This is a genomic window from Mycobacterium simiae (genome assembly GCF_010727605.1).
GTDB lineage: Bacteria > Actinomycetota > Actinomycetes > Mycobacteriales > Mycobacteriaceae > Mycobacterium > Mycobacterium simiae.
Window position 1 is genome coordinate 5051166 of record NZ_AP022568.1, and the last position, 26124, is coordinate 5077289.

24 protein-coding genes and 1 pseudogene are annotated in these 26124 nt (G+C 65.1%); 9 read left to right on the forward strand and 16 right to left on the reverse strand.

The genetic code is table 11. The annotated features are described in order from the left end of the window. Positions 1-647: 647 nt before the first annotated feature. The 10 genes from G6N33_RS23585 to G6N33_RS23630 all read right to left on the reverse strand — a co-directional run bounded on the left by G6N33_RS23585 (position 648) and on the right by G6N33_RS23630 (position 8454). Positions 648-1469, reverse strand: a complete 822-nt coding sequence (locus G6N33_RS23585; protein ID WP_155945879.1) for a hypothetical protein — start codon at positions 1467-1469, stop codon at positions 648-650. Further along, the gene (locus G6N33_RS23590) at positions 1466-1897 is read right to left on the reverse strand and encodes a hypothetical protein (protein ID WP_155945878.1); all 432 of its coding nucleotides are present in this window, start codon (positions 1895-1897) and stop codon (positions 1466-1468) included. Before G6N33_RS23590 ends, G6N33_RS23585 begins: the two co-directional genes overlap by 4 nt. Positions 1898-2113: 216 nt before the next feature. Continuing rightward, the gene (locus G6N33_RS23595; protein ID WP_155945877.1) at positions 2114-2452 is read right to left on the reverse strand and encodes a hypothetical protein; all 339 of its coding nucleotides are present in this window, start codon (positions 2450-2452) and stop codon (positions 2114-2116) included. Positions 2453-2816: 364 nt separating this feature from the next. Further along, positions 2817-3173, reverse strand: coding sequence for a hypothetical protein (locus tag G6N33_RS23600; RefSeq protein ID WP_155945876.1), 357 nt, complete (start codon positions 3171-3173; stop codon positions 2817-2819). A 613-nt stretch (positions 3174-3786) separates the two neighbouring features. After that, positions 3787-4179 (reverse strand): hypothetical protein, encoded by a 393-nt coding sequence (locus G6N33_RS23605; RefSeq protein ID WP_155945875.1) that lies wholly within the window; start codon positions 4177-4179, stop codon positions 3787-3789. A 318-nt stretch (positions 4180-4497) separates the two neighbouring features. Next, positions 4498-5460 (reverse strand): hypothetical protein, encoded by a 963-nt coding sequence (locus G6N33_RS23610; protein WP_163771655.1) that lies wholly within the window; start codon positions 5458-5460, stop codon positions 4498-4500. A 165-nt stretch (positions 5461-5625) separates the two neighbouring features. Beyond that, complete coding sequence (locus G6N33_RS23615; protein ID WP_044506389.1) at positions 5626-5940, reverse strand: hypothetical protein; 315 nt, start codon at positions 5938-5940, stop codon at positions 5626-5628. 1 nt (position 5941) lies between these two features. Next, entirely contained in the window at positions 5942-6250 is a 309-nt protein-coding gene (locus G6N33_RS23620) for a hypothetical protein (protein ID WP_044506388.1), read from the reverse strand. Positions 6251-6267: 17 nt separating this feature from the next. Continuing rightward, positions 6268-7785, reverse strand: a complete 1518-nt coding sequence (locus tag G6N33_RS23625; protein WP_155945874.1) for a putative alpha/beta hydrolase — start codon at positions 7783-7785, stop codon at positions 6268-6270. A 258-nt stretch (positions 7786-8043) separates the two neighbouring features. Continuing rightward, on the reverse strand, positions 8044-8454 hold the full coding sequence (locus tag G6N33_RS23630) for a F420-dependent biliverdin reductase (protein WP_044506386.1): 411 nt from the start codon (positions 8452-8454) through the stop codon (positions 8044-8046). Between the two features lie 35 nt (positions 8455-8489). Here G6N33_RS23630 and G6N33_RS23635 point away from each other — a divergent pair, with 35 nt between their 5' ends. The 4 genes from G6N33_RS23635 to G6N33_RS23650 are packed head-to-tail and all read left to right on the forward strand — an operon-like array spanning position 8490 to position 11888. Next, complete coding sequence (locus G6N33_RS23635; protein WP_044506385.1) at positions 8490-9239, forward strand: SDR family NAD(P)-dependent oxidoreductase; 750 nt, start codon at positions 8490-8492, stop codon at positions 9237-9239. After that, positions 9236-10402, forward strand: coding sequence for a bifunctional cobalt-precorrin-7 (C(5))-methyltransferase/cobalt-precorrin-6B (C(15))-methyltransferase (locus tag G6N33_RS23640; protein WP_044506384.1), 1167 nt, complete (start codon positions 9236-9238; stop codon positions 10400-10402). The genes G6N33_RS23635 and G6N33_RS23640 overlap by 4 nt, the downstream gene beginning before the upstream one ends. Continuing rightward, on the forward strand, positions 10399-11154 hold the full coding sequence (cobM, locus tag G6N33_RS23645) for a precorrin-4 C(11)-methyltransferase (RefSeq protein WP_044511910.1): 756 nt from the start codon (positions 10399-10401) through the stop codon (positions 11152-11154). Before G6N33_RS23640 ends, cobM begins: the two co-directional genes overlap by 4 nt. Next, positions 11154-11888 (forward strand): cobalt-precorrin-6A reductase, encoded by a 735-nt coding sequence (locus G6N33_RS23650; protein ID WP_044506382.1) that lies wholly within the window; start codon positions 11154-11156, stop codon positions 11886-11888. The genes cobM and G6N33_RS23650 overlap by 1 nt, the downstream gene beginning before the upstream one ends. A gap of 1 nt (position 11889) precedes the next feature. Here G6N33_RS23650 and sigC read toward each other — a convergent pair whose 3' ends face one another. Then, the gene (gene sigC / locus G6N33_RS27575; protein WP_231382650.1) at positions 11890-12444 is read right to left on the reverse strand and encodes an RNA polymerase sigma factor SigC; all 555 of its coding nucleotides are present in this window, start codon (positions 12442-12444) and stop codon (positions 11890-11892) included. Positions 12445-12639: 195 nt separating this feature from the next. After that, a pseudogene (locus G6N33_RS27900) lies at positions 12640-13428 on the reverse strand (DUF2275 domain-containing protein); the annotation flags it as partial. Between G6N33_RS27900 and G6N33_RS23660 the strand changes: the two are divergent. Next, positions 13387-14955, forward strand: a complete 1569-nt coding sequence (locus G6N33_RS23660; RefSeq protein ID WP_044506380.1) for a PPE family protein — start codon at positions 13387-13389, stop codon at positions 14953-14955. The pseudogene G6N33_RS27900 and the gene G6N33_RS23660 overlap by 42 nt on opposite strands. Before the next feature lie 7 nt (positions 14956-14962). Here G6N33_RS23660 and G6N33_RS23665 read toward each other — a convergent pair whose 3' ends face one another. Genes G6N33_RS23665 through cobG form a run of 3 tightly spaced genes read right to left on the reverse strand, consistent with a single transcriptional unit; the run spans position 14963 to position 18198 of the window. Then, positions 14963-16438: a precorrin-2 C(20)-methyltransferase gene (locus tag G6N33_RS23665; RefSeq protein ID WP_044506379.1), complete on the reverse strand. Its 1476-nt coding sequence runs from the start codon at positions 16436-16438 to the stop codon at positions 14963-14965. Next, on the reverse strand, positions 16435-17061 hold the full coding sequence (locus tag G6N33_RS23670; protein ID WP_044506377.1) for a precorrin-8X methylmutase: 627 nt from the start codon (positions 17059-17061) through the stop codon (positions 16435-16437). Before G6N33_RS23670 ends, G6N33_RS23665 begins: the two co-directional genes overlap by 4 nt. A 9-nt stretch (positions 17062-17070) precedes the next feature. Then, positions 17071-18198 (reverse strand): precorrin-3B synthase, encoded by a 1128-nt coding sequence (gene cobG / locus G6N33_RS23675; protein ID WP_044506376.1) that lies wholly within the window; start codon positions 18196-18198, stop codon positions 17071-17073. A 122-nt stretch (positions 18199-18320) separates the two neighbouring features. Between cobG and G6N33_RS23680 the strand changes: the two genes are divergently transcribed. Then, positions 18321-19778, forward strand: coding sequence for a flavin-containing monooxygenase (locus G6N33_RS23680; RefSeq protein WP_044506374.1), 1458 nt, complete (start codon positions 18321-18323; stop codon positions 19776-19778). Positions 19779-19781: 3 nt separating this feature from the next. On the opposite strand, the gene G6N33_RS23685 is transcribed toward G6N33_RS23680, so the two are convergent. Then, the gene (locus G6N33_RS23685) at positions 19782-21281 is read right to left on the reverse strand and encodes an HNH endonuclease signature motif containing protein (RefSeq protein ID WP_044506373.1); all 1500 of its coding nucleotides are present in this window, start codon (positions 21279-21281) and stop codon (positions 19782-19784) included. Between the two features lie 187 nt (positions 21282-21468). Between G6N33_RS23685 and G6N33_RS23690 the strand changes: the two genes are divergently transcribed. The 3 genes from G6N33_RS23690 to G6N33_RS23700 are packed head-to-tail and all read left to right on the forward strand — an operon-like array spanning position 21469 to position 26124. Further along, entirely contained in the window at positions 21469-22134 is a 666-nt protein-coding gene (locus G6N33_RS23690; protein WP_044506372.1) for an alpha/beta hydrolase, read from the forward strand. A 3-nt stretch (positions 22135-22137) separates the two neighbouring features. Next, a complete protein-coding gene (cobN, locus tag G6N33_RS23695) occupies positions 22138-25710 on the forward strand; it encodes a cobaltochelatase subunit CobN (protein WP_101528511.1) in 3573 nt (1190 codons plus the stop codon). A gap of 18 nt (positions 25711-25728) precedes the next feature. Beyond that, positions 25729-26124 (forward strand): PPOX class F420-dependent oxidoreductase, encoded by a 396-nt coding sequence (locus tag G6N33_RS23700; RefSeq protein WP_044506367.1) that lies wholly within the window; start codon positions 25729-25731, stop codon positions 26122-26124.

The window sequence follows — 26124 nt, forward strand, 5'->3', positions numbered from 1 at the left end:
TAGTTACTGCGAGGCCGGCAGTGGGGTCGCTGCCACCGCTTCGGGCACCAGCTGCGTCTAGTGCGTCACGCACTTGACGATACGTGCCACAAAGATGGCGTTTGCGGCATCGATCTGCTGGTCGGTATGGCTGGGCTTGGGGGGCGGGGCCATCGGATTTGTGGGCGACCATCGGGCGGAGCCAGACTATGCCAATGCCGATTGTGGCCAACGAAAGCCCCAACCCAGTAAGCGCAAGTCGCCCAACAGAACGTTTGGGCGGGTAGGCACGATCCCCGGCCAGAGAAACCGGGGGCGTGTGCGACTGGCGGCGCCTCGTAGGCCGGTGTATTGACGGGAACATTGCCGGTGCCGCCGGTCGGAGTCGTCGAGATGCCTTGCGGGTCGGTCGCGTGCGGTGGCGGTATCGGGCTCGAAGCTGTGCATCAAGTCGGCTGGGGTCACCGGCTGAACCGGACCCGCCGGAGCCGTCGGAGCGCCGGTCGGGGGTGGGGCGCTGCCCGTCGGCAGGCTGGAACTCGGCGCGTGCATCATCGGTGTTCCCGGAACGGAGGTGCCGCCGCGGATCGGCGGAGACGGAGTTGGCGTTGCTGTCGCGGCCGGGGGAGGCTCAGGGGGCCGGGCCGGCGCGGCAGGCGAGGTCCGGTTCAGGCCAGCGTGAGCGATCGCACCCGAGGATTTAGGCGGTGACGGCTGGGGACATGCAGAAGATCCCACTTGTGGCGGTGCCGATCGGATAAGCCCCGTCTGGCTGATGTAGCGAGAGGGTTTGGCGTGTTGGGTTCTTCCCGACCAGAAGGCGCTTGCGGGTTTCTATATACAGAGCCGGGCCCTGGTGTAGTTCCTCCCTTTTCAAGCATGCCCCCTACTTGTTGTTCTAGGTCGCGACTTTGCGGGCGGCCCCGAAACATTTCTCCCACGTTTAAGCCATTCGACTGGGCGTCCTGCCGCGCCGACAGACCGGTCCCGTCGCAATCGAGGATCGTCTGCATCGCGTCCAACACATTGCCTGAGTATTTGGCGGCAGCAATATTCGATAAGGCTTGATACTGGTTAACGACGGTGACGATCTGGGTTACTTTGCCCGCAGCTGGCTGGCTTGAATCTTGGACTTCTCTGATCCTTTGGTTGCCCTCGTTGGCTAATGCCGTGAGGCCGTGCTGGAGGCTTAGCGTACTGTCGTATGCGATGCCGTACGCGTTCGCTTTAACGCCGTTCTTTTCGGCAACCTGGCGTGCTTGCTCTTCACCTCGACCGTAGGCGTTGCGAAGATCGTCAACTGTAAAGCCCTGTTGTTCGGCTAGTGGACCACTGCGAGCGTTGCGCAACATGTCCGCAGAACGTATAAAACCAGACTTTAACTGGTCACGGTTTATTCTGCCGTGCGACAACGGCATCAAGTCTTGATCGGTGGGCCATTGATGGCCCACAAGAAGAAATAACCACTCCCCAGCAGGAAATTGACTCATTGGCAGAGGCCATACACTCTGGTGCCGGCATTGCTCACAGCATCGCGCGATAATTGTTGTTCGGGCTCTGGCATGTCAGCCAGATAGTCGAACGCCAATTTTTGGTACGCATCAACAAGCGCGTGAACTGCCTTTATTAGCTCAGGCGGTGCGGCAGGTTCTTGGAGCAATGCCTTCGAAAGATAGTCTCCACCGTTGTACAGGGCAGCTCGCGCATTCGCCGCCACGGCAAGCGTTGCCGTTGGGTCCTCACCGCCATTGCGACTTGTATTTGTAACTACAGCTTTGCGCACTAGTTCGTAGCGAGAGCACACCTTCGCTTTGGCGCTGGTGACCTGTTCGGCGCTAAAGGTCTCAGGCTGCGGTTTCGCTGCAACAGGCCGAAATAACCCGACGATCGCGATGCCGAAGGTCAGCAGTAGAGCCAAGGTCAAGGCTCCAAGAAATGCCCACGGTGACCTTCGTGTACGTGCCCTTGGCAGCGGGACGTCCGTGACTCGAGGCGACGACGACATGTCCGACACGGTTTGATCGTATCTCCCATGCGCCGTCAGGCCAGTCACCCGACTGCTGGCTCAATCACGCCAATACGTTACTCTAACCATCTCCGCCACCCGAGGGGCGTTTGCCTTCGTCAAATTTGCTTATTTACAGAGGTTTTCAAGTTTTGTAGTCGCCGCGTCTCCTGACCGTACCGATGTGTCTATCTCAGAATCGGGCGCTTCAGCAAGCAACTGGACAGTGAGAAGCTGATAGACCTGCGTCAGGTGGCGAATTTCATTGGCTATTTCAAGTGGAGTTGCCGGCGCATCGCCTAGTACCGTCGCGAGGTACTGGCTACCAGCTATCAACGCTTGACAGGCGTTGACTGCCGAAGCGAGTTGCGTAGCGTAGTCTGGGCCCCTGTCGCGAGCACCAGTCAGCTGGATCGCGTTGTGGACTTTAGCAAAGGTGCTGCAAACTGCTGACTTAGCGTCAGCCACTTCTTTGTTGGTATACATGGGGCTGGCAGGTGGGTTATTCGTTGGCGTAGGTCGTAACCAGGATCCGACTGCAGTACCTATTGCGAGTAACGCCACCGCCAATGCAGCGATGGATACCCACGTCGCAGATCGCTTCTGCGGGGGCTGCTCTTGTGGCGGCCAAGGAGGGGGAGGAGGCTGTCCGGGCGATAGGGGAGGAAAGCTGGACACGGCCTGATCGTATCTTCAAAGCGCTGCGACGGCGGTCTCCATTTCCCCCACGCGTCGAATTCGGCGGCGCGACCGACGCTGAGCGTTGTACCCTAGACTCAATCACCTGAGGCCGGAGATCATCTGCGGAATCCATTGCGCCATCTCGGCCGGGCTACCGACTCCGCCCAATTAATTTACAGATGCCGTGGATCGCGAGGGTTGCTTCATCTACGGCGCGTAGCGAATGATCGACTTCGAGACTACCCTGACCGTTCAGAAAATTGATCGTGGGGCTTTGGGACACGTCGACCAGCTTTTGGACGGCTAATGCCAATTCAGCGGGTGCCGCTGCCTCCTCTGTAAGTGTGGTTTGGAGATAGTCGCCTTCTGCCGCGAGCGCTTGCTGGCCGATAAAGGCTACTACCAGTTTATGATTCGGGTCAGGAGCCTTGATCGTGTGCGAAGTTCCCTTGCACGGATGATGGATTTTTTCGCAAGCGGGACATACCTTCACGTTAGCCTCGGCCACCTCGTGGGGCGTCGTAAGTGGGAGGCGCTGGCGGCCTCGGAGGCGACGGACGGAATCAACCCATTCAAGTAATCGACTACAAGTTCCTGAAACGAATCAGAGAGTATTCGTACTTTGGTAGCGAGATCGCTCGGAGTTGCTGGCTCTGAAGAGAGAACGGTCCGAAGATACCCACTGCCAGCCAACAGCGCTTGTCGTCCGTTGAGAGCAAACGCCAGTTGAGCCGTTGGGTCGGCGCCCTCGTCTCGTGCTGAGCTGGCTTTCACGGCGCTATGAACTTTGTCGTAAGCAGCACATACTTTTGCTTTCGCGCCGGCAGACTGCTGAGCGCTATACGCGGGGGTTGATGGTGGCTTGGCCAGCGACGGACGGAACCAACCGATTATCGCGACCACGACTGTCACGAGTAAGGCGACAGCAAGCGCCGCGACTACCGGCCATTGCCGCCGCGGAGTCGGCGAGACAGCTGATGAAGCCGACGACGGTCCAAAGCTCGACACGGTCTAAATCGTATCGCCTAACGCGTGTACCGGTAGTCACCCAACAGGCCGTCTGCCGTAGAATATTCGGCTTGGCTGGTCCTGCGAGTAATGCTTCATTGCCCGGTCAGGCATCACTTACAGAGATCATAAATCGTAGCGTTAGGCTTATCACCGGCATGCAGTGACGAATCGATGTCAGACTGACTCCCCTCTGCCATGTAGTCAAGTGCAAGCTCTTGATAAGAGTTTGCCAGCTGGCGAATCGCAGATGCTAGATCGGGAGGGGTTGCGGGTTGAGTAGCCAATGTTTTGAGAAGGTAGTCACCGCCGTTGTACAGCGCGAGCCTGGCGTTCGCAGCTAGCCCCAGTACGGCAGTCGGGTCAGTGTCGCCGACTCGCCCCGTGTTAACTAAAACAGCTTGGTGCACTTTCTTATATGAGGCGCACATTTTCGTTTTCGCTTCGGAGGTTTGTTGCTCTGTGAACACAGGTGGGGATGGAACAGGTAGTTGCTTGTTCGGCATCGGGCGAAACCAGCTGCCGATCGCTACAGCGACTGCAATGAGCGCAGCAACGAATGATGCAATTACGAGTGAGCTCGACCGACGGGCTGGTGCGGGTGGCGATGCGGCCCAGGGAGAAGGGCTATGCGGCGGCGGAGGAGGCTGAATGGACACGCGAGGAGCCTATCTGTCTAGTGGTACGTCGAAAGCGCAACCAACGCATTATTCAGGATTTGACGCTGCGAACGTTTGAGCGGAGGCAGAGAAACAGCATTTCGTTTGTTCAGACGCATGTTGGCCACCGGAACGCCGCGGTTACATTCTCTATCGGTCATCCTGTTACCGATCCGCATCCTTGTCATCGTCGTCGCGTTTTTGATCGGGCAAGATGATCCGGCGACTCGCAACCGGTTTGCCCTCAACACGTTTGATGACCTCGGCCGTTGGCGGCGGCGTGGTAATGCGTCCCTGGACCGGTGCGCCGTTCTTGACTGTCGGCGCCACAATGCGTTTGGTGTCGGGCTTCTCCTCTTTGCCGGCTCCTGCTCCATGCATGGCGCCAGGCGGCATCATCGGCATGGCACTCATCCCACCCCTGGGCGCGCTCGTCGGCGACGATGCACTTGGCGGCGAGACCGACGTGCGCGACGACGCAGGCTCGGTGCCGGCTGACGGAGCGGGAAGTGGGCTGAGGCTCGAAGTCGGTGTGGTGGAGCCCAATCCGCCGCCCACACCGCCACCGCCCGCTCCGGCGCCGCTGGTCGAGCCGGTTAACTCACCGGGGATGGCTGCGCCAGCAGCTGCCGCGCCCCCAGCGCCTTGTTGCAGCGCGCCCATGCCGGTTTGCATCATCTGCTGTCCGATCTGAGCAGCCTGTTGCGGAAGCTGACTCAACGGTTGAAGCAAGCCTTGCATGGCACCCGAGATCCCCCCGGCGACACCGGAGATCATCTGCGGAATCTGCTGCGCCATCTCCGCGGGGCTACCGACACCGCCCAACTTGCCGGCCGACTCTGCTTCACTGGCAGGGAATTTCGCCATCGCGTCGGCAGTCTTGGCGTTACGTTCGGCGTATCCGTTCTCGGCGTCGGTCATGTCGCTGGGATCGCCGCCATTGGCCGCGAGGCCAAGCAGTCTGAGCAGCTGACTCAGGGGAGAGGTGCCCGTGGCCAGCGGATCGGGCGTGATGCCGGGCGGCGGCGGCTGCCCGGTCAACTGGGCCAGGCGCTCGAGAATTATCCGAATTTCGTCGTCGCCACTCATCTCGTCCTCCGGCTCGGCCGGGTGCAGCCGTTGAGCCACTGACGTTGCCGCTCAGCGCAACTGATTCGCTCAACTAGCGAACCAGTGCCGGTGCCCATCTTCGTCTCCCCAACTAAGGCCGCGATCGCATCAACCAGTAATCGATGCCTAGCTTCCCCCTATACCCTGCTGGCGAGGCTAGTGCTGCTGTCGATGCTGGTCAATTCAGCCGTAAGGATAATCCGTCGATGGGGGTGGCGTCGGATGAATTACCAGCGACAACACGAGAATCAAGATGGCGAACAGGCCGACGAAGGCAATGATGCCTGCGAACGCGGCTAAGACGCCGACCGAAAATGCTTTTGTGCGTCGGAATTTTCTCGTAATTCCCCACAGCACCAGAGGCAGGATGGGCGCGAAGAACCACAACACGCCGAACGTAAGGAGGGTGGACATGAAACCGGCAAACAGGCCGGCCACCAGCTGCCTCGGATGGTTTTGGGCGTACTCGAACGTATCACTGCGTGGCGATGATCCCATGTCAGAACATTCCCTGCTTGGGTAACACCACGGCGAGAGTAATGACCAAGAGGATTGACCACCCGGTCAGCGGGGCCAAAATGATGCCGATCGCGGTGCTGCGCCAGGCCGAAGTTGTGGCCCGGCGGTACAGGAGGATTCCGATAACAAGGATCCCGACAGAGATCGCCGTAAGAATTGTGTACAAATCGCCCATGGCTGTATGGCCGCGTGTTGCGGGAAACAGCACCGCCAACATGACTGCCCAGAGGAGGCCGCCGGAGATCCCTCCGAAAAAGACGGCTCGTATCCAGTCGATGGGCTCTTTCATCCGACTCGATCAGCTCCCTATTTGGTTGGCAACGACGGAAACAGTACAGCCGGATCGTGTACTCCGATGTCGGCTGGATGGTCAACAGGACCAAGGGGATACATACCCGGCGGGCTCGCGACAAGCGGCGGTGCGATCGGCGCGACAGGCGGCAGTTGACCACCATGTGGTAGGCCAGGAATCCTGGGCGCCGGGTACTGATCGTTGAAGGACGGTTCCAGGGCGGAGTCACCAACGGTTCTGTGCCACCAAAGGCCGAGCAAGGGGCCGCCGGCCCGCTCCTCGAAAAGTGGCCACGACTGCACTAGCTTGGCCGCCTCTTCTCCGGGCCGATCGTTGTAGATTTCGAGTGCTGGGAAATTCGTCACGGTGCCACCGACGCGGGGGCCATCGGCCGTCGGCTGAATAGCAAGGCTCCCGTTCACATCGAAAGGGATTGATTTGGCTAGGTTTTCGCCGCCTGGCGAGAACGGGTCTGCAGCGCTGTATTTGATCAAGACTGCGCCGTTGCTTTTTTGGACTGCGGAGATACTGGGTGTTCCAACGCGGACTTTCCTGGTCACCTCATCGACTGAGGGATTCTGGCGCGCAACGATTATGCCGTTCTCGTAGTCGACATATATTGACACCCGCGACTCCTCGGGGCCGGCTGTAGGGGAGAACCCTCGATTATCGCCAAGATTGTCGTGTACGACAGGCCAATCGATCTGGGGATCCCACACTGCGCGACCAGGAATGAACATATTGATCCGCACCACCCCTTGTCCCGGTACCGGGTTAATGTGTCCCACAACGATGTTGGGTGGCTTGTCCTGATTCTTGGGGTCGTAGCTGTGCGGATCGAGGGCTGCAGCAGTCTGCCAGTCAGCAGCCGATCGTGGCGGCCGGCCGAAGAGTTTCGTGAAGGCATTGATTTGGTTTTGTCTGCGGTCTGCTTGCGCGATAATGTGCAGACTGGATCCTGACGCTTCCATCGATTGAAGCGCGGTCGCGTCATAGCCTTCGGTGCGAAGCGTGCTCAGAGAGCCCTGAAGGAAGTCCGAGTATCGACGTCGTAGGAAGCGCAGTTGTACCAGAGCCAACCTGGTGTCGATAATCGCTTGCTCTTCAAGAGCGGCGATGTGTTGAGTGGTGTTTGCGTCCACGTCGCTAAGGGCCGCGCCGGCTTGGCTATCAAGGACTTCCAATTGAGTCTCTAGGGTCAGGATCAGTGCTGCACTGGTCCGCTGCGCCCCGGCTAAATTCGCTGCGATGCGCTGCAATTCGACCGCGATATTGGGTAGTTGTAATGACTGCGCGCCGAGTAATTTGGCCACCCGCTGCACTTCTGCGGAGTCGTTGATCGGGTTGTCGCCGTTCTCGTGATTCCACGACGCCGCAAAGCGGCGGCGCGCTTCATCGAAGGCATTGCTTGACTCGGCCGTGCACCTGCCCGCGGCGTGGAAAGCGTCTGCCAGATCGGAAATTTGGGCCGGCCGGCCGATTTGCAAGCTTTGGTTGATCTCCCAGGGATCACCGCCGGCCGCGGAGAGCAAGTGTGGGACGCTTATGTAGGTGAGTCGCATCGGGGAGCCCATCGCTTTGCATGGAAGACGTGGTCGCTGTCGACGAACATCGCCACCCCCTCTGTCGCGGTGAGTGCGAGGCTAACGAGGGTCTTCGTCACGGTCAATTCACCGTTAGCCGGTGTTGAGTGACTACCTCGTGGACTTGCCAGCTGGGTGAATACCGGCAGCGGTCGACCCGGACACGATGTCTGCCATGGGCGGGTGGCCTGCGTGAACCCCTACGCGCTAGTCCCCGCGGTCGAGCAGATCCGACGACCCGAGCACCCGCTCGATCTGAACCTCGATGACCACCCGGCGCGGATTGGGCCGCGGGGTGCGGTAGCGCTGCGCATAGCGCAACTCGGCGTCGCGCACGGCATCGGCATCGCTGTTGACCTTGGCTCGGCCCTCCAGCGAAATCCAGCGCGCACCGTCGACCTGGCTGAGCACAGCCACCCCGCCACGGTCGGCATTGACGGCCTTCTGCGTGCCACCACTGGTGATCACTCGCGCGATATGGGTCATGGGGTCGAAGGTGAATCCGACGGCCACCACATGCGGCGAGTTGTCGGCGCGAAGCGTGGTCAGCATCGCCAGATGGCGTTCGGACAGGAACGCCAAAGCGTCGTTGGTGAGCCGCGTAGTGGTATTCGCCATCACCGCCCACGCTAGCGCAGGTAATAATCGCAGCCGTGGACGACACGGGCGCTGGTCCGGTTCTAATTCTGGGCGGTCGCAGCGAGATAGGCATCGAGCTGGCTCGGCGGCTGGCCAACGGCGCGACGGTGGTGCTGGCCGCGCGCCGGGCCGACCAGCTCGACGAGCAGGTCGCCGCCCTCACAACCGCCGGCGCGAGAGCGGTGCATACCCGCGAGTTCGATGCCGACGACCTGGCCTCGCACGGTCGTCTGGTCACGGAAATCATCACCGAGCACGGCCCCATCGCCACCGCGGTCCTGGCCTTCGGCATCCTCGGCGACCAGGCCCGAGCCGAAACCGATGCGGCCCATGCCGTCGCCGTCGTCCACACCGATTACGTCGCCCAGGTCAGCATGCTCACCCACCTGGCCGCCGCCATGCGCAGCGCCGGCAAGGGATCGTTGGTGGTTTTCTCGTCAATCGCCGGTGCGCGGGTGCGCCGCGCCAACTACGTCTACGGCTCGGCGAAGGCGGGCCTGGACGGTTTCGCCAGCGGCCTGGCCGACGCACTGCACGGCACCGGCGTGCACCTGCTCATCTCGCGTCCCGGCTTCGTCATAGGACGCATGACCGAAGGCATGACGCCGGCACCGCTATCCAGCACGCCCGAGCAGGTGGCCGCCGCGACCGCCCGCGCCCTGGCCACGCGCCGCCGCATTGTCTGGATCCCATGGGCGCTGGGACCGGCCTCGGTCCTGATGCGCATGCTGCCGCAGTTCATCTGGCGCAGGATGCCGCGATGATCGTCGTCGTCGGTATCGGCGCTGACGGTATGGCCGGGCTCTCGGAGCAGGCGAGAACCGAATTGCACAGTGCGACGGTAATTTACGGCGCCAGGCGGCAACTCGAGCTGCTCGACGACGCGCTGAGCGGTCACCGCCGAGAATGGCCGTCGCCGATGCTGCCCGCCCTGCAGTCGCTGCCCGTGGACGACCGAATCCATGTCGTCGCCAGCGGCGACCCGCTCATGCACGGCATCGGCGGCACATTAGTCCGTCTGCACGGCGCGCAACATGTCCACGTCGTGCCGCACGTCTCCTGCGTGACGCTGGCCTGCGCCCGGATGGGGTGGAACGTCCACGACACCGAGGTGATCAGCCTCGTCACCGCACCCACCCACACCGCGGTGCGTCGCGGCGGCCAGGCGATCGTGCTGTCCCAGGGCCGGTCCACGCCGAAGGCGTTGGCCACGCTCCTCGCGGCACACGGCCGCGGCGACTCCGAGTTCAGCATTCTCGAACAACTCGGCGGCCCCGCCGAACGTCGCCGCGATGCCACCGCCTACGAGTGGACCCATCAAGCGTGCGAAGACATCGACGACCTCAACGTGATCGCCGTCCGTTACCTGCCCGACGAACGCATCGCGCCGCTACCCGACGACGCCTTCACCCACGACGGCCAAATCACCAAGCACGCCATCCGCGCGGTCACCCTCGCCGCCCTGCACCCGCGCCCCGGTGAACGGTTATGGGACGTCGGCGCCGGCTCGGGCAGTATCGCCGTCGAATGGTGTCGGGGCGGGCAGGGCTGCACCGCCGTCGCCTTCGAGCAAGACGAAAAGCGCTGCGACAACATCGAATTCAATGCCGCTGCCTTCGGTGTCACCATCGAAGTGCGCGGGCAAGCACCCGACCACTTCGATGGCGCCGCAACGCCGGATGCCATCTTCATCGGCGGTGGGCTGACCGACCCCGGCCTCCTCGACGCCTGTCTCGACCGGCTACCCAAAGGTGGGCGGCTCGTCGCCAACACTGTCACCGCCGAATCCGAATCGCTGGTGCTGCAAGCGTATGCGCGGCTCGGGGGCGAGCTTCGACGTTTTCAGCACTCCCACGGTGAGCCGTTGGGCGCCTTCACCGGCTGGCGCCCGCAACATCCGGTCACCCAATGGGCGGTGACGAAATGACGGTGTACTTCATCGGCGCCGGCCCCGGCGCGGCCGACCTGATCACGGTCCGCGGTCAACGCCTGCTGCAACGATGCCAAACCTGTCTATATGCCGGCTCCATTATGCCCACCGATCTCCTGTCCTTCTGCCCGCCCGACGCGAAAATCGTTGACACCGGCGCGTTGACGCTGGAGCAGATCGTCGCCGAGCTCGCTGACGCAAACGAAAGAGGGCACGACGTGGCGCGGCTGCATTCCGGTGACCCTTCGCTGTACAGCGCACTGGCCGAGCAGTGCCGCCGACTGGACGCGCTCGGTATCGGATACGAAATCGTCCCCGGTGTACCGGCTTTCGCCGCAGCCGCGGCCGCGCTCAACCGCGAACTCACCGTTCCGGGGGTCGCGCAGACGGTGACGTTGACCCGGGTGGCGACCTTGTCGACCGCCATGCCGCCCGGCGAAGACCTGCCAACGCTCGCCCGATCGGGCGGCACCCTGGTGTTGCATCTGGCCGCCGCCCAGATCGACACCGTCGTCGCGCAGCTGCTCGACAACGGCTACCGCCCCGAGACGCCAGTCGCCACAGTAGCTTTCGCGACCTGGCCGCAGGAGACATTGCTGCGCGGCACGCTGGCCGACATCGCCGGGCACATGCATGAAGCCGGCATCACCAAGACCGCTGTCATCATTGTCGGCAATGTGTTGGCCGCCGAGGGATTCATCGACAGCTACCTGTACTCGACGGCGCGCCGCGCCACAGGCCAACACTGATGCGGGTGCTATTGCTCGGCGGCACCGCCGAGGCCCGGGCGCTCGCGACGGCGTTGCACCCCAATGTCGAGCTGATCAGTTCGCTGGCCGGCCGGGTTCCCGATCCCGCCCTGCCGGTCGGGCCGGTCCGCATCGGCGGTTTCGGGGGTGTGCTGGGGTTGTGCACCTGGCTACGGGACGAACACATCGACGCGGTCGTCGACGCGACGCATCCGTTTGCGTCCACCATGACCGAGCACGCCGCCGAGGCGTGCGACCAACTCCGCCTACCGCACCTGGTGCTCGCTCGCCCCGCCTGGGAGCCGGGTGCGGCCGAAGTTATCCAGTCGGATGTCGAAGCGGCACAAGCGGTTGCCACGCACCGATACCGACGTGTTTTCCTGAGCACCGGCCGCTCGGGCATCAAGGCCTTTGCCGCCAGCGGCGCCTGGTTTCTGATACGCGCCGTCACCGATCCCGACCCCAACACGTTGCCGCGGCAGCACCACGTGCTGCTGTCCCGCGGGCCGTATCACTACGACGACGAATTGGCCCTGTTGCGTGACCATCGCATCGAGGCACTGGTCACCAAGAACAGCGGCGGTGACGCGACCCGGGCGAAGCTGGACGCCGCCGCCGCGCTGGACATCCCGGTGGTCATGGTGGCAAGGCCGCCGTTGCCGGACGGTCTCACGACGGCGGGTACCGTCCAGGAAGCCGTCGATTGGATTGCAGCGCTGGCTAATTCGCGGTGAGTTAACCGGTCAGGTCGTCACGTTCGGCATCGGCCAGCAAGGCATCGCGGGCCCGGGCGACCCGGGATCGTATCGTTCCGACGGGGCAGCCGCACACGGCGGCGGCATCGGCATAGGGCAGTCCCAGCAGTTGGGTCAGCAGCAGTGCTTCGCGCTGTTCGGGGGTGAGGTTGGCGATCATCGCCGTCACCTCAACCAGATCTTCGAATCCGCGGGAATGGCGGTCAGTGTTCTGCAGCCGCTCGGGATCGGCGCCGGGCGCGGTGCGCGGCCGTGACTGGACGTGGCGAATGTGGTCTGCGACCACGCGCCGAGCGATGGACAGCAGCCACGTGCGCGCCGTCGAACGCCCCGAGAATCGTTCGATCGCACCGATTGCCCGCAGGAAGGTCTCCTGCGTCAGGTCATCGGCGCTGCCCGCGTCGGACAGGTACGTGACGAATCGCCACACGTCCTGCTGAGTGGCTTTGATGAACGCCTCGAGAGCGCGTTGATTGCCGCGGGCGGCTGCCAAGGCCAATTCGGTAACGGCCTCGTCATCGCTGGACGCGGTCATGGCCAACCACCTTAGTTGCGCGGGCGCGGTCAGTCTACGACCGGTCGTCGTAGAGTCCACCGGGGGGGCCGACGTCCGATTGATCGGCCGCAGATGGCCACGCCGCCGGCCGGTGAGGTGCCGGCTGGGCAGCTCGGTAGCAAAGTCGTCGAAATCGGATCCGCGCGGGCGGCGCCCGCCGGTCCGTTCTCGCGCCACCAACACGGCGAAGACCAGGCCCAGCAGTACTGGCACGTGACTGGCCACGCGCGTCGCGGTCACCTGCCCATCGAGGGCGTCCGCGGCCACGTAGCTCATCAGCGCCACCGAATACGCCCCGGAGATTGCGGCAACGCCGACCGCGGTCACCGGCCAAATGCCGGCCGCGATCATGGCCACCCCCAACGCCAACAACCACGCGGTGGACTCGTGCAGCAGGTGCTCGCCGGACATCGCGCCGTGCATGTGGTGCGAGACCATGCCGAAGTTCATGCCGCTGATTTGGGCGACCGCGATCGCGACCTGGAACGCGCCCACGGCGATCAGCCCCCACCGTCGGTACCGCGACCGCACTGCGCGCATCCACCGCTGAGATCGGGTGGAGTCGTCGTCGATGCTGGCCATGATGCGCCCGACCAGATCCGGTCCGTCGCTGGGTGTCATCGAGGCGAACCGGCGAGTCTGCGCGGCCGCGCCGATCAGCCAGGTCCGGCAGCCCCGGCATGACTCCAGGTGTGCATCGACCTGTTGCGCGAGCACTTGAGGGCGCTCGCCGTCCAACCGGGCGGAAAGCGCCTCACGCGCAACGTCACATCGCATCACTGCATCGTTGCGCATGCTCGCGCCGCGCGCAAAGACTCGGCGCACAAGGCGGCTCTGAAAAAGACGGCGGGAACTTATCGGCCACGCCGAACGACCACTGAGGACCAGCCCATCAGCCACCCCGTCCGGAGGCATGCCTGTATGACCGCGCCAGTTTGGCTCGCATTTCCACCGGAGGTGCATTCGACATTGCTGAGCAGCGGTCCCGGTCCCGGCCCGCTGCTGGCCGCCGCGGGGGCGTGGTCGGCGCTGAGCACCGAATACACCGAGGCCGCCGACGAACTCACGGCATTGCTGGCCGCGGTGCAGGCGGGCGATTGGCAAGGCCCGAGCGCCGAGCAGTACGTCGCGGCGCACGCCCCGTATTTGAGCTGGTTGTTGATCAGCGCCGCCAACAGCACGACGGCCGCCGCGATGAACGAGACCGCCGCCGGTGCCTACACGACCGCTTTGGCTGCCATGCCGACGTTGGGGGAACTGGCCGCGAATCACGCCATCCACGGCGCCCTGGTGGCGACCAATTTCTTCGGCATCAACACCATCCCGATCGCGGTCAACGAGGCCGACTATGCCCGCATGTGGGTGCAAGCCGCGACGACGATGAGTGTCTACCAAGCGGTCAGCGAAACGGCGCTGGCCGCGGTTCCACCCAGCACGCCGGCGCCGCAGATCATGACCGCGGCGGCGCAAGCGTCGACCGCCCAGCAGCAAGCCAGCACCGCGACACAGCAGTATCCATCCTGGATGGATCAGCTCGCGAAATGGTTGCAGCAGTACACCAGCGGTTTTGCGTGGCCGGTGTCGAAGTGGCTCAACCCCGGCGGCTGGCCCTTCCCGCCGGTGCCGTGGGTCAACAGTCTCGCGGCTTTCTTCGGGCAGCTAGGACTGTCGCCCGCCCTGGCCACCGCGATGGGCTGGGCGATCTTTCACACCCTGATGATCTTCTGGCCCTTCCTCCAGATCGCGATTCAACTGGCCGTCGTTGCCATTCCGGCCATGATGATCGTCGCCGCGGCCGGTGCAGCCGGCGCCGCAGCGGGCGCCACCGCGATTGCCGTCGGTACCGCGGTTCCGCTGGCGGTCCAACCGACGCCCGCGGTAGCCGTGCCGACGCCGATGCCCGCCGCGCCCGCCGCCGCAGGATTCGGCAACGTTCCGACCACGTCGAGCGTCAGTGCCCCCGCACCCGCCCCCGCTACCGCGACTGCCGCGCCGGCGAGCGGAGCCCCGCCGGCCGGAGGTGGCCCGGCGGTTGGATTCGGGCCCACCAGCACGACGGGGCTCGGTGCCGGTCTTTCCGACGCGCTGTATGCGGTCGGTCTGTCTGGATTGTCCGGGCGTGCTGCGGCGAGCAGTCGCTCGCGGCGCAAGTCCGCGGAGCCGGCGCCCGACGACGTCGACGCTCCCGCCGACGCCGCGGCGGTAGCCGCCAAGCAGCGGCTGAAGGCCCGCCGGCGCCGCGGGGCAACGGTCAAAGACAAGGGCTACCGCTACGAATACATGGACCTCGACGACGCCGCGACCGGCTTCGACGACGAGCCCGACGCGTCGGTGGGAGAGTCGGATCAGTCGGCGGGACCATTCGGATTTGCCGGTGCCGCAACCAAATCCGATGCACGTCAGGCCGCCGGGCTAGCGACGCTGAGCGGCGACGGGCTCAACGACGGTCCGGCCATGCCGATGTTGCCGAACACCTGGAACCGCGACTAGCGTTCGTTCAGGCCGGATAACGGCGGGGCGTGAACACCCTGTCGCCGGAATCGTCCGCGTACCACTGGGTTTGAGACGATCCGACGATCAGCAGACACCGCATGTCGACGTCGGCGGGATCGAGGTCGGCCAACCGCACCACCCGCACGTCCTCGTCGGGCCCGGATACGTTGCGCCCGACGACGACTGGCGTTCCCGGTTCGCGATGGGTCAGCAAGATGTCGCGCATGGCACCGACCTGCCAGGTCCGACTCTTGGAAGCAGGATTGTAAATGGCCAGCACCAAATCGGCCGCGGCCGCGGCGGCCAATCGCGCCTCGACGACCTCCCACGGCTTGAGCCGATCGGACAACGAGAGCACCGCATAGTCGTGGCCCAACGGGGCGCCAACCCGGCTGGCGACGGCCTGGGCGGCTGTCATCGCTGGAATCACGCGAATCTGCACACCCGGCCACTGTTTGGCCTCTTCCAGCACGGCGGTGGCCATCGCGAAGACGCCCGGATCCCCGGACGACACCACCGCCACTGTACGGCCTTGTTCGGCGAGCGCGCAGGCCAGTCGCGCACGCGCCGGCTCGTCGGTGTTGTCGCTGGGATGCCGCTGTTGACCGTCGCGGACGGGGACGCGATCGAGGTAGGGGCCGTAGCCGATCAGGTCGGTTGCGCCGGCCAACTCGCGTCGGCTCTGTGGCGTCATCCAGTCGCTGTCGCCGGGGCCCAGGCCTACCACCGCGACCGCCCCGGCCTCCGAGGGTTCCGACCGCCGGCCGCCGGGCAGCATGGCCAGCGAAAAATACGGCACTTTGTCCTCGTCGACGTCCGCGGCCGGTGCGATGCGCTGTGCAGTGGTGCTGGCCCGCTCCACGTAGAACGCCTCGTTTAGTCGTCCAGATGCTGAAAGTGCTTCTCGCACAGCATGATACGAACGACCCAGTTTCAGCACCACCGCGGCGTCGGCGTCGGCGAGCCGGCGCGTCAGCTCGGCGACCGGCAGGGTTCCCGGCAGCACCGACAGCACTTCGTCGCCAGCCACCAAGGGTGTCGCCACCGCCGCCGACGCGGCACTCACCGACGTCACGCCCGGGACGATGACAGCGTCGAACCGTTCGGTGAGTCGGGTGTGCAAATGCATGTAGGAGCTGTAGAACAGCGGATCACCTTCGGCCAGCAGCGCTACATTGCGTCCGGCATCGAGGTGCGCGGCGATGCGCGCGGTGGCCTCGACGTAGAACTCTTCGATCGCGCCGGCATAGCCGCCGGGATGATCGGTCGCCTCGGTGGTGACCGGGTAGACCAGATGCTCCTCGATCTGGCCCGGCCGCAGGTACGGCTCGGCGATGCCGCGGGCGATGCTGCGGCCGTGCCGCGCGCTGTGGTACGCGACGACGTCGGCCTCGCCGATTACTCGGGCGGCCTTGACGGTCACCAACTCCGGGTCGCCGGGCCCGAGGCCGACTCCCCACAGGGTGCCTCGGGGCGTCATTCGGTGTCGCTCGCGATCGCGTTGACGGCCGCGGCGGCCATCGCACTGCCGCCGCGGCGGCCTTGCACCACGAGGTACGACATGCCGCGGGGTTGATCGATGAGTTCCTGTTTGGATTGTGCCGAACCGACGAAACCGACCGGACCGCCGAGCACCGCCACCGGTGCCGGTGCGCCCTCGTCGACCAGTTCGAGCAGTCGAAACAGAGCAGTGGGCGCGTTGCCGATCGCCAGCACCGCGCCGTCAAGTCGGTCGGCCCACAGCTCGACTCCCGCCGCCGAGCGGGTGGTTTGCCGACGCGCGGCCAGTTCGGGGGCGCGGGGATCGGCCACCAACGACACCACCGGGTTGCTCGCGGGCAGCCGCGCCGCGGTGATGCCGGCGGCCACCATCGATGAATCGCACAACACCGCAGCGCCGTCCCGCAAAGCGGCAGCGGTCCGCGTCACCACATCGTCGGTGTAGGCGACGTGCTCGGCGACATCGATCTGACCACAGGTGTGGATCAACCGGACCACGACCTGCGCTACGTCGGCCGGAAATCGCGTCAGGTCGGCTTCGGCGCGGATGGTCGCAAACGACTGCCGGTAGATCTCCGCCGCGTCGCGGATGTAGTCGAGCACCTGCTCACCCTAATCGCGCAGCATCCGGTACCCGTCACCCGTGGCAACCAGTACCTGGCCGGTCGGCGGGCTGCCGCAGGCGCGCTCGCAACCGACGAAATGCCTATGTCTGCTCGCGAGCCCCGTCGCGCGGTCCGTCTCGACGGTGTTCGCGGCGTCCGCGCGCACGTCAGCGGCCGAGTGCGCGCAGCCCGGGCTGCCGGTGCACGCGCTGACGTCCAACCACGGCGAATTTTCGTCGAACACCAGGCCCAGTGGTGCGAGCACACGTAGCGCGACGTCGGCGACACCGTCGTCGAGATCGCACACCAGCACCGACCGCCACGGCGTCATCACCATCGGCGCCTCGATCGCGGCGAGGTACTCCGCGACCCGTGCGGGCAGCACGCCCAGTGGTACTGCGGCGCCCAGCGCAACCCCGCCTTCCTGACCGGGAAGGTCCTGCACTATCCAGCCAATCGGCGGTCTGGTTACGGGCTCGAAGGTTGGTGTGGCGAGGTTGGCGCCGGGAACTAGACTGGCTACGTCATCCAATTCGTTGATGCGCCAGGCTTTTCCGCGTGTCTCGATGAACCGGCGGGCGACCCCAGTTAGCGTCGGGACGACGTCGTCGACGGCCATGCGCAGGCCGGTGTCGCGGCCCATTAGCAGCAGTGCGCAACCCTGCTCGCCGACGTGCACCCCGACGTCGGCGCCCAACCCGGAGACATCGGCGCGGCCGTCGTCGATGCTGAACCAGAAGCGGCCGCCCAGTTCCATCAGCGTGGGGTCGGCGCAGAGTGCGGCGTCCAGTGCACTCACCCAGGGCCGCACGTCGGCGCGTCCCCCGGCACGACCGGTTAGCGGTGAGGCGACGATATTGCGGATGCGTTCATGTGTCGCGGAGGGCAGCAGTCCGGCGTCGGCGATGGCCTGGGCCGCGGCGGGCACGTCGGTGATGGCCCGCAGTTGCAGGTTGCCGCGCACGGTCAGCTCCAAGGTGCCCGCGCCGAAGGTGGTGGATACGGTGGCTAGCGCCGAGAGCTGCGCCGCGGTGATCATCCCGCCGGGCAGTCGCACCCGGACCAGCGCACCGTCGGCGGCCTGATGCACCTGGAGTGCGCCCGGGCAGGCGTCGGTCTCGCGCGTTCTGGCCATCCTTCCAAGGTAAGGCAGGAGGAGATGGTGAAAACACCGATTGTATGGCCCGTCCTCGGTCCCACAGGCGTGCGCGGCGACACTACCGTCGGTCGCAGACTGGGGGAAGTTGGGTGACTTCGATGGCGCGACACCGTCAATTCAACGTCGCAATAATCGGCGCGGGGATGTCGGGCCTTTGCATGGCTGCCAAGTTGCAGAACGCCGGAATGGAGTCATACACAATCTTCGAGAAGGCCGACGATGTCGGTGGCACCTGGCGCGATAACACGTATCCCGGTCTTAGCTGTGACGTTCCGTCGCGGTACTACTCCTACACATTTGCACCCAACCCGAACTGGAGCCGTTTCCTGCCTCCAGGCTCTGAATTGCAGGCCTATTTCCAGACCGTGGCTCACGAACGTGGCATCCGGCGCCACATCCGCTTTGGCTGCGAGGTCGTCGATGCGGAATATCGCTCCGGCGCATGGCATCTCACCACGTCATTGGGTACAGAGACATTTGACGTGCTGGTCGTTGCGACCGGCGTGCTGCGGATACCGAACTACCCCGACATACCTGGCCGGGAGACGTTCACCGGGCCGGCGTTTCACTCGTCGCGATGGGATCACTCGATATCTTTGCCGGACAAGCGAATCGGGTTGATCGGAAATGGGTCCAGCGGTGTACAGATCATGGCGGCGCTCGGCGGCCGGGTGCGCCAGTTGACGCTGTTTCAGCGCACTGCCCAGTGGGTGTACCCCATGCCCAACCCGCGCTATTCGTGGCGGACCCGACAGTTACTCTCACGCGTGCCAGGGTTGAACGATGTAGGCCACTGGTTTTGGGGGTCCTTCTTCCGCACAATCTTTGGCGGAGCCTTGGTGCGTCCGGGATTGCGACGGCGTGTGGTACAGGCTATCTGCCGTTGGAACCTGAGGCTTTCGGTGCGTGACCCCCTGTTGCGGTCCAAGCTCACCCCGAATTACCAGCCGATGTGCAAACGGCTGGCGATGTCGCCGAGTTTCTATCGATCGGTGCAGCACCCGGCAGTCGACGTCGTGACCGATCGGATCGAGCGCATTGAACCCCGAGGCATCGTGACCTCTGATGGCACCCTGCACGAACTCGATGTTCTGGTCTACGCCACCGGTTTTGACGCCCGCGCCTATATGCGTCCGCTGAAGCTGATAGGCGAGGGCGGGATCACTCTTGACGAGGCCTGGGCGGACGGTCCGATTGCGTACCGGTCGGTCGCGTTGCCCCGGTTTCCCAACATGTTCATGCTGCTGGGGCCACACTCGCCGCTCGGGCAGCAATCGTTCATGGCCATCGCCGAGGACCAGGCCGATTACGCTTTGTGGTGGATTCGCCGGATTCGCTCTGGTTTGGCGGGTGCCGTCGCGCCGACTGAAGCGGCCACCAAGGAATACAACGACCAATTGAAAGCTGCCCTGCCGGAGACAGTGTGGGCTTCGGGTTGCAGCAGTTGGTACCTGGGCAAGGATGGCCTGCCCGAACTGTTCCCGTGGGCGCCGAAAACCCACACCGCGCTGCTGCGTCGACCCGAGGTCGCGGAGTTCGACGTACGAACCGTCTGAACTCTAAAACGGCGGTGGTTGGTTCCGTTCGGCGACGTGCGCGGCGTTGAGTGCGCGTTCGGCATTGATCCGACGTATGCGGTCTTGTTCGCGGCTGCGTCGTCGCTTAGGCATCATGACGCCGCGGCCATCCACGCGAAGGTCGAGACCGGGCACGGCGGGCAGGTCACCGGTTGATAGGCACAGCGACGGAAACAGCAGTCGACTACCGGGCCGTGTCGTGTACACGTGGCCGGTCGGCGAAGTCCAGTTCACGGTGCCGTCGGGCCGCTGCTCGTCGCGCCACGCCGTCCAAAACGTCTTCAGCAAGTGGTGTTTTCGGCACAGGCACTTCAGGTTCGATGGATGCGTGGGACCGAGGGGATAGGGAATCGAATGGTCGATATCGCAGAATTCGGCGGGACGGTCGCAGTTGGGGAACCGACAGGTCAAGTCGCGGCAGCGGACAAACGCGTCCAACGCTGCGGACGGTCGGTACTGCGGCTCCGCCGTGACCCGTTTTCCGGGATATCGCACCGGCCGCAGCTGCGCTCCCTGTCGAACCAGCTCGGCAATCCTGGGTGCGGGGACCGTGCCGCCACCAGCGATCAGCGCTGTCGGCAGATTGTTTGTCGGGGGAGCCGGCGGTGCGCCGACGTCCGGTGTTCCCGCACCGGACAGCTCCGCGTCCGGCTCGGCTTCAAGTGACGACGACTCGGAGACGACGTGAATGATGACGTTGGAAGCCCGGTCATCGCTTTCCCCGCGGGCAGGGCAGTGCTCGTTACCGCAACCGCAGGCGAGGTGCTGACCGCCGGCGGCTAACGCACCCAGTGCGTCGGCGCGCCGCTGGGCGAGAGTGCGCGGATCCTCCTCGCAGACCTCGTGGGCCATCGCCAGCAGCCGTCGATCCAGTGCGGCCGCGTCGGTGGCATACAGTCGGCCCCACAGCGCGGCGGTGCCCGACTCGTCGTGGGCCAGGTCGACCACCAGGTCGCGGCTGCGCGCGGCTGACTGGATGCGCCGCAACGCCCCGGGATCGTGGCGATCCACCACCGCGTCGATGGCTTGCGCGGTCTTGGTTACCGATAGCGGTCCATATCGGGCCGCGTCTTTGGCCAACTCCGCATCGACCAGCGCAAGCGTGTCGGGATCCTTGATCAGGTCTGTGTGCCAGGCGATGGCCGACGCCAGCCGCGCGCTGATCGCGCCCAGGGCGAACAAGCCTGCGACCCGCGGTAGCCGATCGCGCAATGCGACGGCTAGGTACATCTGGCCGGACGCCGCACGATGGCTGATGCCTTGTGCGGCGGCGACTTCGGCAGCGATCGCGTCCCAGTTGTCGCACGACCACATGGCGTGGTCGACGGGGCCCGTCGCGCGCCGGTGCACCAGTTCGGCGATCGCCGCCAGCCGGTGTGCCGATGCGGCGGCCTCGACGCGCGTCCACCCGGTGATGGCCGCGACCACCGTCGCGTCGTCCGCGCGAACCAGCGCCTCGGACCCCTGCAGGTATTCGAACATACTTTCGATCCTACCGATGTCTACTGACAACTTCTTGGCAAGGCGCCACGCAGGATGCGCGCTGACGGCCACCAGGTGACTCACTCTTCGGTGGCCCGGGTCTTGCAGCCGCCTAAAACTCCCTTGCCACGCAGAGGAACGCCAACTTCCGAGATTGCACCGAGCACACGATGGGCACACTCGAGCAGTGCAGACGATCGAGTACGCCCCGGAACGGTTGGCCGACGTATATGGCGATTCGACGCAACCGACCATCCTGCTCTGGCACGGCATGCAAGCCAATGCCCGTACTGTGCTGCGTCCGCTGGCGGGCCTGGTTGCCGAGCGCGGAGCGGGCGTCGTAGCGCCCGACTGGGATTCCCACACCGATGACGCAGGGCGCGCGGCACTTCTGCAGTCGGTCGAGTTCGTCCGGCAGCGCACCGACGGCAGCGGTTTCGCACTTGTCGGTTGGTCGATGGGCGGTCTCGCCGCCGCGGGCCTGACCCTGGCGGGCATTGCCCCGGTGCTCCATACCGTTTGTCTGGCAGGCGCTTTCATCGCGCCGGACCCGATCACCGGTGGCATGCCGGGCGACGGACTGGCTCCGGGACGCACCGGGCCGCCGTTCACCTTGCTGCACGGCCGGGCAGACGATGTGGTTCCGGTGGCGGCCAGTCGGGACTTCGCGGCCCGACTCGAGCGGGTGGGATGGCCGGTCGAGCTGGTGGAGCTGGCCGCCGACCACGGGTCGATCGCCGGCGCCGACTACGACGCGGCCGCGGATCGCTACCGGCCGGGCACCAGCGAAGCGGCGCAGCGAGTGGCCGGCGAGGTCGCCGCCCACATCATCGCGCAGCTACGGTACGAATAGGGGGTGGCTGAGCCGACCATCGTGCTGCTGTCGACGTCCGACACCGACCTGATCAGCGCCCGTTCCAGCGGCAAAAATTATCGATGGGCAAACCCGTCACGGCTATCGGACAGTGAACTGCCCGACCTGTTAGCCGGCGCCTCGATCGTGGTGGTGCGGATCCTGGGTGGCTACCGCGCCTGGCAGAGCGGCATCGATGCCGTCCTCGGCAGCGGTATCCCGACGGTGCTCGTCAGCGGCGAGCAAGCCGCCGACGCCGAGCTGACCGATATGTCTACCCTGGCGGCCGGCATCGCCGTGCAGGCCCACATCTACCTTGCCTACGGCGGCGTGGAGAACGTCGGTCAGCTGCACGCGTTCCTATCCGACACCGTGCTGATGACCGGTGTCGGGTTCACCGAGCCCGTGGTAACCCCGACCTGGGGCGAACCGGAGCGGACGCCGGCGCACAACGACGGCCCGACCATTGCGGTGCTCTATTACCGCGCGCAGCACCTGGCCGGCAACACCGCCTACATCGAATCGTTGTGCACGGCGATCGAGCATGCCGGCGCAAATGCCCTGCCGGTCTACTGCGCGTCGCTGCGTACCGCCGAACCCGAACTCCTGCAACGTCTCGGCGCCGCCGACGCCATGGTGGTCACCGTGCTGGCCGCCGGAGGACTCAAGCCCGCGACCGCGTCCGCCGGTGGCGATGACGACAGTTGGAACGTCGAACACCTTGCGGCCCTTGATATTCCGATCCTGCAAGGACTCTGCTTGACCAGCCCCCGCAGCCAGTGGCGCGACAACGACGACGGCCTGTCCCCGCTGGACGTGGCCAGCCAGGTGGCGGTGCCCGAGTTCGACGGCCGCATCATCACGGTCCCGTTCTCGTTCAAGGAGATCGACGACGACGGACTGATCTCGTATGTCGCCGACGCCGAACGCTGTGCCCGGGTCGCGGGCCTGGCCATCCGGCATGCACGACTGCGGCAGGTGGCCCCGGCCGACAAGCGGGTGGCACTGGTGTTCTCGGCGTATCCGACAAAGCATGCCCGCATCGGCAACGCGGTCGGATTGGACACCCCGGCCAGCGCGGTGGCGTTGCTGCGAGCGATGCGCGAGCACGGCTATAGGCTGGGCGATCTGCCCGGTGTGGACGCCAACGATGGCGACGCCTTGATTCACGCGCTGATTGAACGCGGCGGGCAGGATCCCGACTGGCTCACCGAGGGGCAACTGGCCGGCAATCCCATTCGGGTGTCGGCCAAGGACTACCGGGACTGGTTCGCCACCTTGCCCGAGGAATTCCGAGATGCCGTGCAACGGCACTGGGGCCCGCCGCCCGGTGAGCTGTTCGTGGATCGCAGCCACGACCCCGAGGGCGAAATCGTCGTTGCCGCAATGCAAGCAGGCAATCTCGTGCTGATGGTGCAGCCGCCACGCGGTTTCGGCGCGAATCCCGTCGCGATCTACCACGATCCGGACCTACCGCCCAGCCATCACTACCTGGCCGCCTACCGCTGGATCGACACAGCGTTCGGGGCGCACGCCGTGGTGCATCTGGGCAAGCACGGCAACCTGGAATGGCTGCCGGGCAAGACGTTGGGCATGTCGGCGGCCTGTGCACCCGACGCCGCGCTGGGCGACCTGCCGATGATCTATCCGTTCCTCGTCAACGATCCCGGTGAGGGCACGCAAGCCAAGCGACGTGCGCACGCTGTGCTCATCGACCACCTCATTCCGCCGATGGCGCGCGCCGAAAGCTACGGCGACATCGCCCGGTTGGAGCAGCTGCTCGACGAACACGCCAATGTCGCTGCGCTGGATCCGGGCAAGCTGCCCGCAATCCGTCAGCAGATCTGGACGCTGATCCAGGCGGCCAAGATGGACCACGATCTGGGCCTGACCGAGCGGCCCGAAGAAGACTCGTTCGACGACATGCTGCTGCATGTCGACGGCTGGTTATGCGAGATCAAGGATGTCCAAATCCGCGACGGTCTGCACATCCTCGGCCAAAAGCCCACCGGCGACGTAGAACTCGACCTGGTGCTGGCGATCCTGCGGGCCCGCCAACTGTTCGGCGGTGAACAGGCCATTCCCGGCCTGCGGCAGGCCCTGGGACTGGCCGAAGACGGCACCGACGAACGGACCGTGGTCGACCAGACCGAGGTGGCCGCCCGCGCATTGGTCGCGGCGCTGCAAGCTGCCGACTGGGACCCGAAAGTCGCCGACACCATCACCGACAACCCCGACGTCGCCGCGGTGCTCCGGTTCGCCGCCACCGAAGTGGTCCCTCGGCTGGCCGGTACCGCCGGGGAGATCGACCAGGTACTGCGCGCCCTGGACGGCCGATTCATTCCGGCCGGCCCGTCGGGGTCACCGCTGCGCGGACTGGTCAACGTGCTGCCCACCGGTCGTAACTTCTACTCCGTCGACCCCAAGGCGATACCGTCCAGACTGGCGTGGGAAGCCGGTGTCGCACTGGCCGATTCGCTGTTGGCCCGGTACCGCGACGATCACGGGCACTGGCCGCAATCGGTGGGCCTGTCGGTGTGGGGCACGTCGGCGATGCGCACCGCCGGCGATGACATCGCCGAAGTTCTGGCGCTACTGGGCACTCGACCGGTGTGGGACGATGCATCCCGTCGTGTCGTCGGCCTGACGCCGATCCCGCTGAGCGAGCTGGGGCGCCCACGCATCGACGTGACCGTTCGCGTCTCGGGATTCTTCCGCGACGCCTTCCCGCATGTCGTGACGATGCTCGACGACGCGGTGCGCCTGGTCGCCGAGCTTGACGAGCCGGCCGACGCCAACTATGTGCGGGCCCACGCGCAGGCCGATCTGGCCGAGCATGGCGATCAACGCCGTGCCACCACAAGGATTTTCGGATCCAAACCCGGCACATACGGCGCGGGGCTGTTGCAGTTGATCGACAGTCGCAACTGGCGCGACGATGCCGACCTCGCCCAGGTGTACACCGCCTGGGGCGGCTTCGCCTACGGCCGTGACCTGGACGGCAGCGAGGCGGTCGATGACATGAACCGCCAATACCGGCGGATCGCCGTGGCCGCCAAGAACACCGACACCCGCGAACACGATATCGCCGACTCCGACGACTACTTCCAATACCACGGCGGCATGGTGGCCACGGTGCGAGCGCTCACCGGCAAGGCGCCGGCCGCCTATATCGGCGACAACACCCGGCCCGACGCGATCCGCACCCGCACGCTCTCGGAGGAGACCACCAGGGTGTTCCGCGCCCGCGTGGTCAACCCACGCTGGATGGCCGCAATGCGCCGGCACGGTTACAAGGGTGCCTTCGAGATGGCAGCGACCGTCGACTATCTGTTCGGCTACGACGCCACCGCCGGGGTGATGGCGGACTGGATGTACGAACAACTCACCGAGCGCTACGTGCTCGACCCGGAGAACCGCAAATTCATGACGGAATCCAACCCATGGGCCTTGCACGGCATGGCCGAACGGTTGCTGGAAGCGGCGGGCCGCGGCATGTGGGCGGCGCCGCATCCGGACACGTTGGACGGCCTGCGCCAGGCACTGCTGGAAACCGAAGGTGACCTGGAGGGCTGACCGGCGTAGGTTGACACCGTGCCGCCTTCCTTTGCTGACCTCGCCAAATCGCAATACCTCCTGCTGACCACCTTCACCAAGGACGGTCGGCCCAAGCCGACCCCGATCTGGACCGCTCCGGACGACAAGGACGGGGATCGGCTCTTGGTGATCACGCAGAAAAACTCGTGGAAGGTCAAGCGGATTCGCAATACCCCGCGCGTGACGATGGCGACCTGCACCATGCGCGGCCGCCCGACAAGCGAGGCCGTCGAGGGGGTTGCCGCCGTCCTCGACAAGTCCGAGACGGGCCGGGTGTACGACGCGATTGGCAAGCGCTACGGCATCATCGGTGCCATCGTCAACTTCTTCAGTAAGCGGCGCGGCGGCATGGAGAACAACATCGGCCTCGAACTCCGAATGGCCCACGGCTAG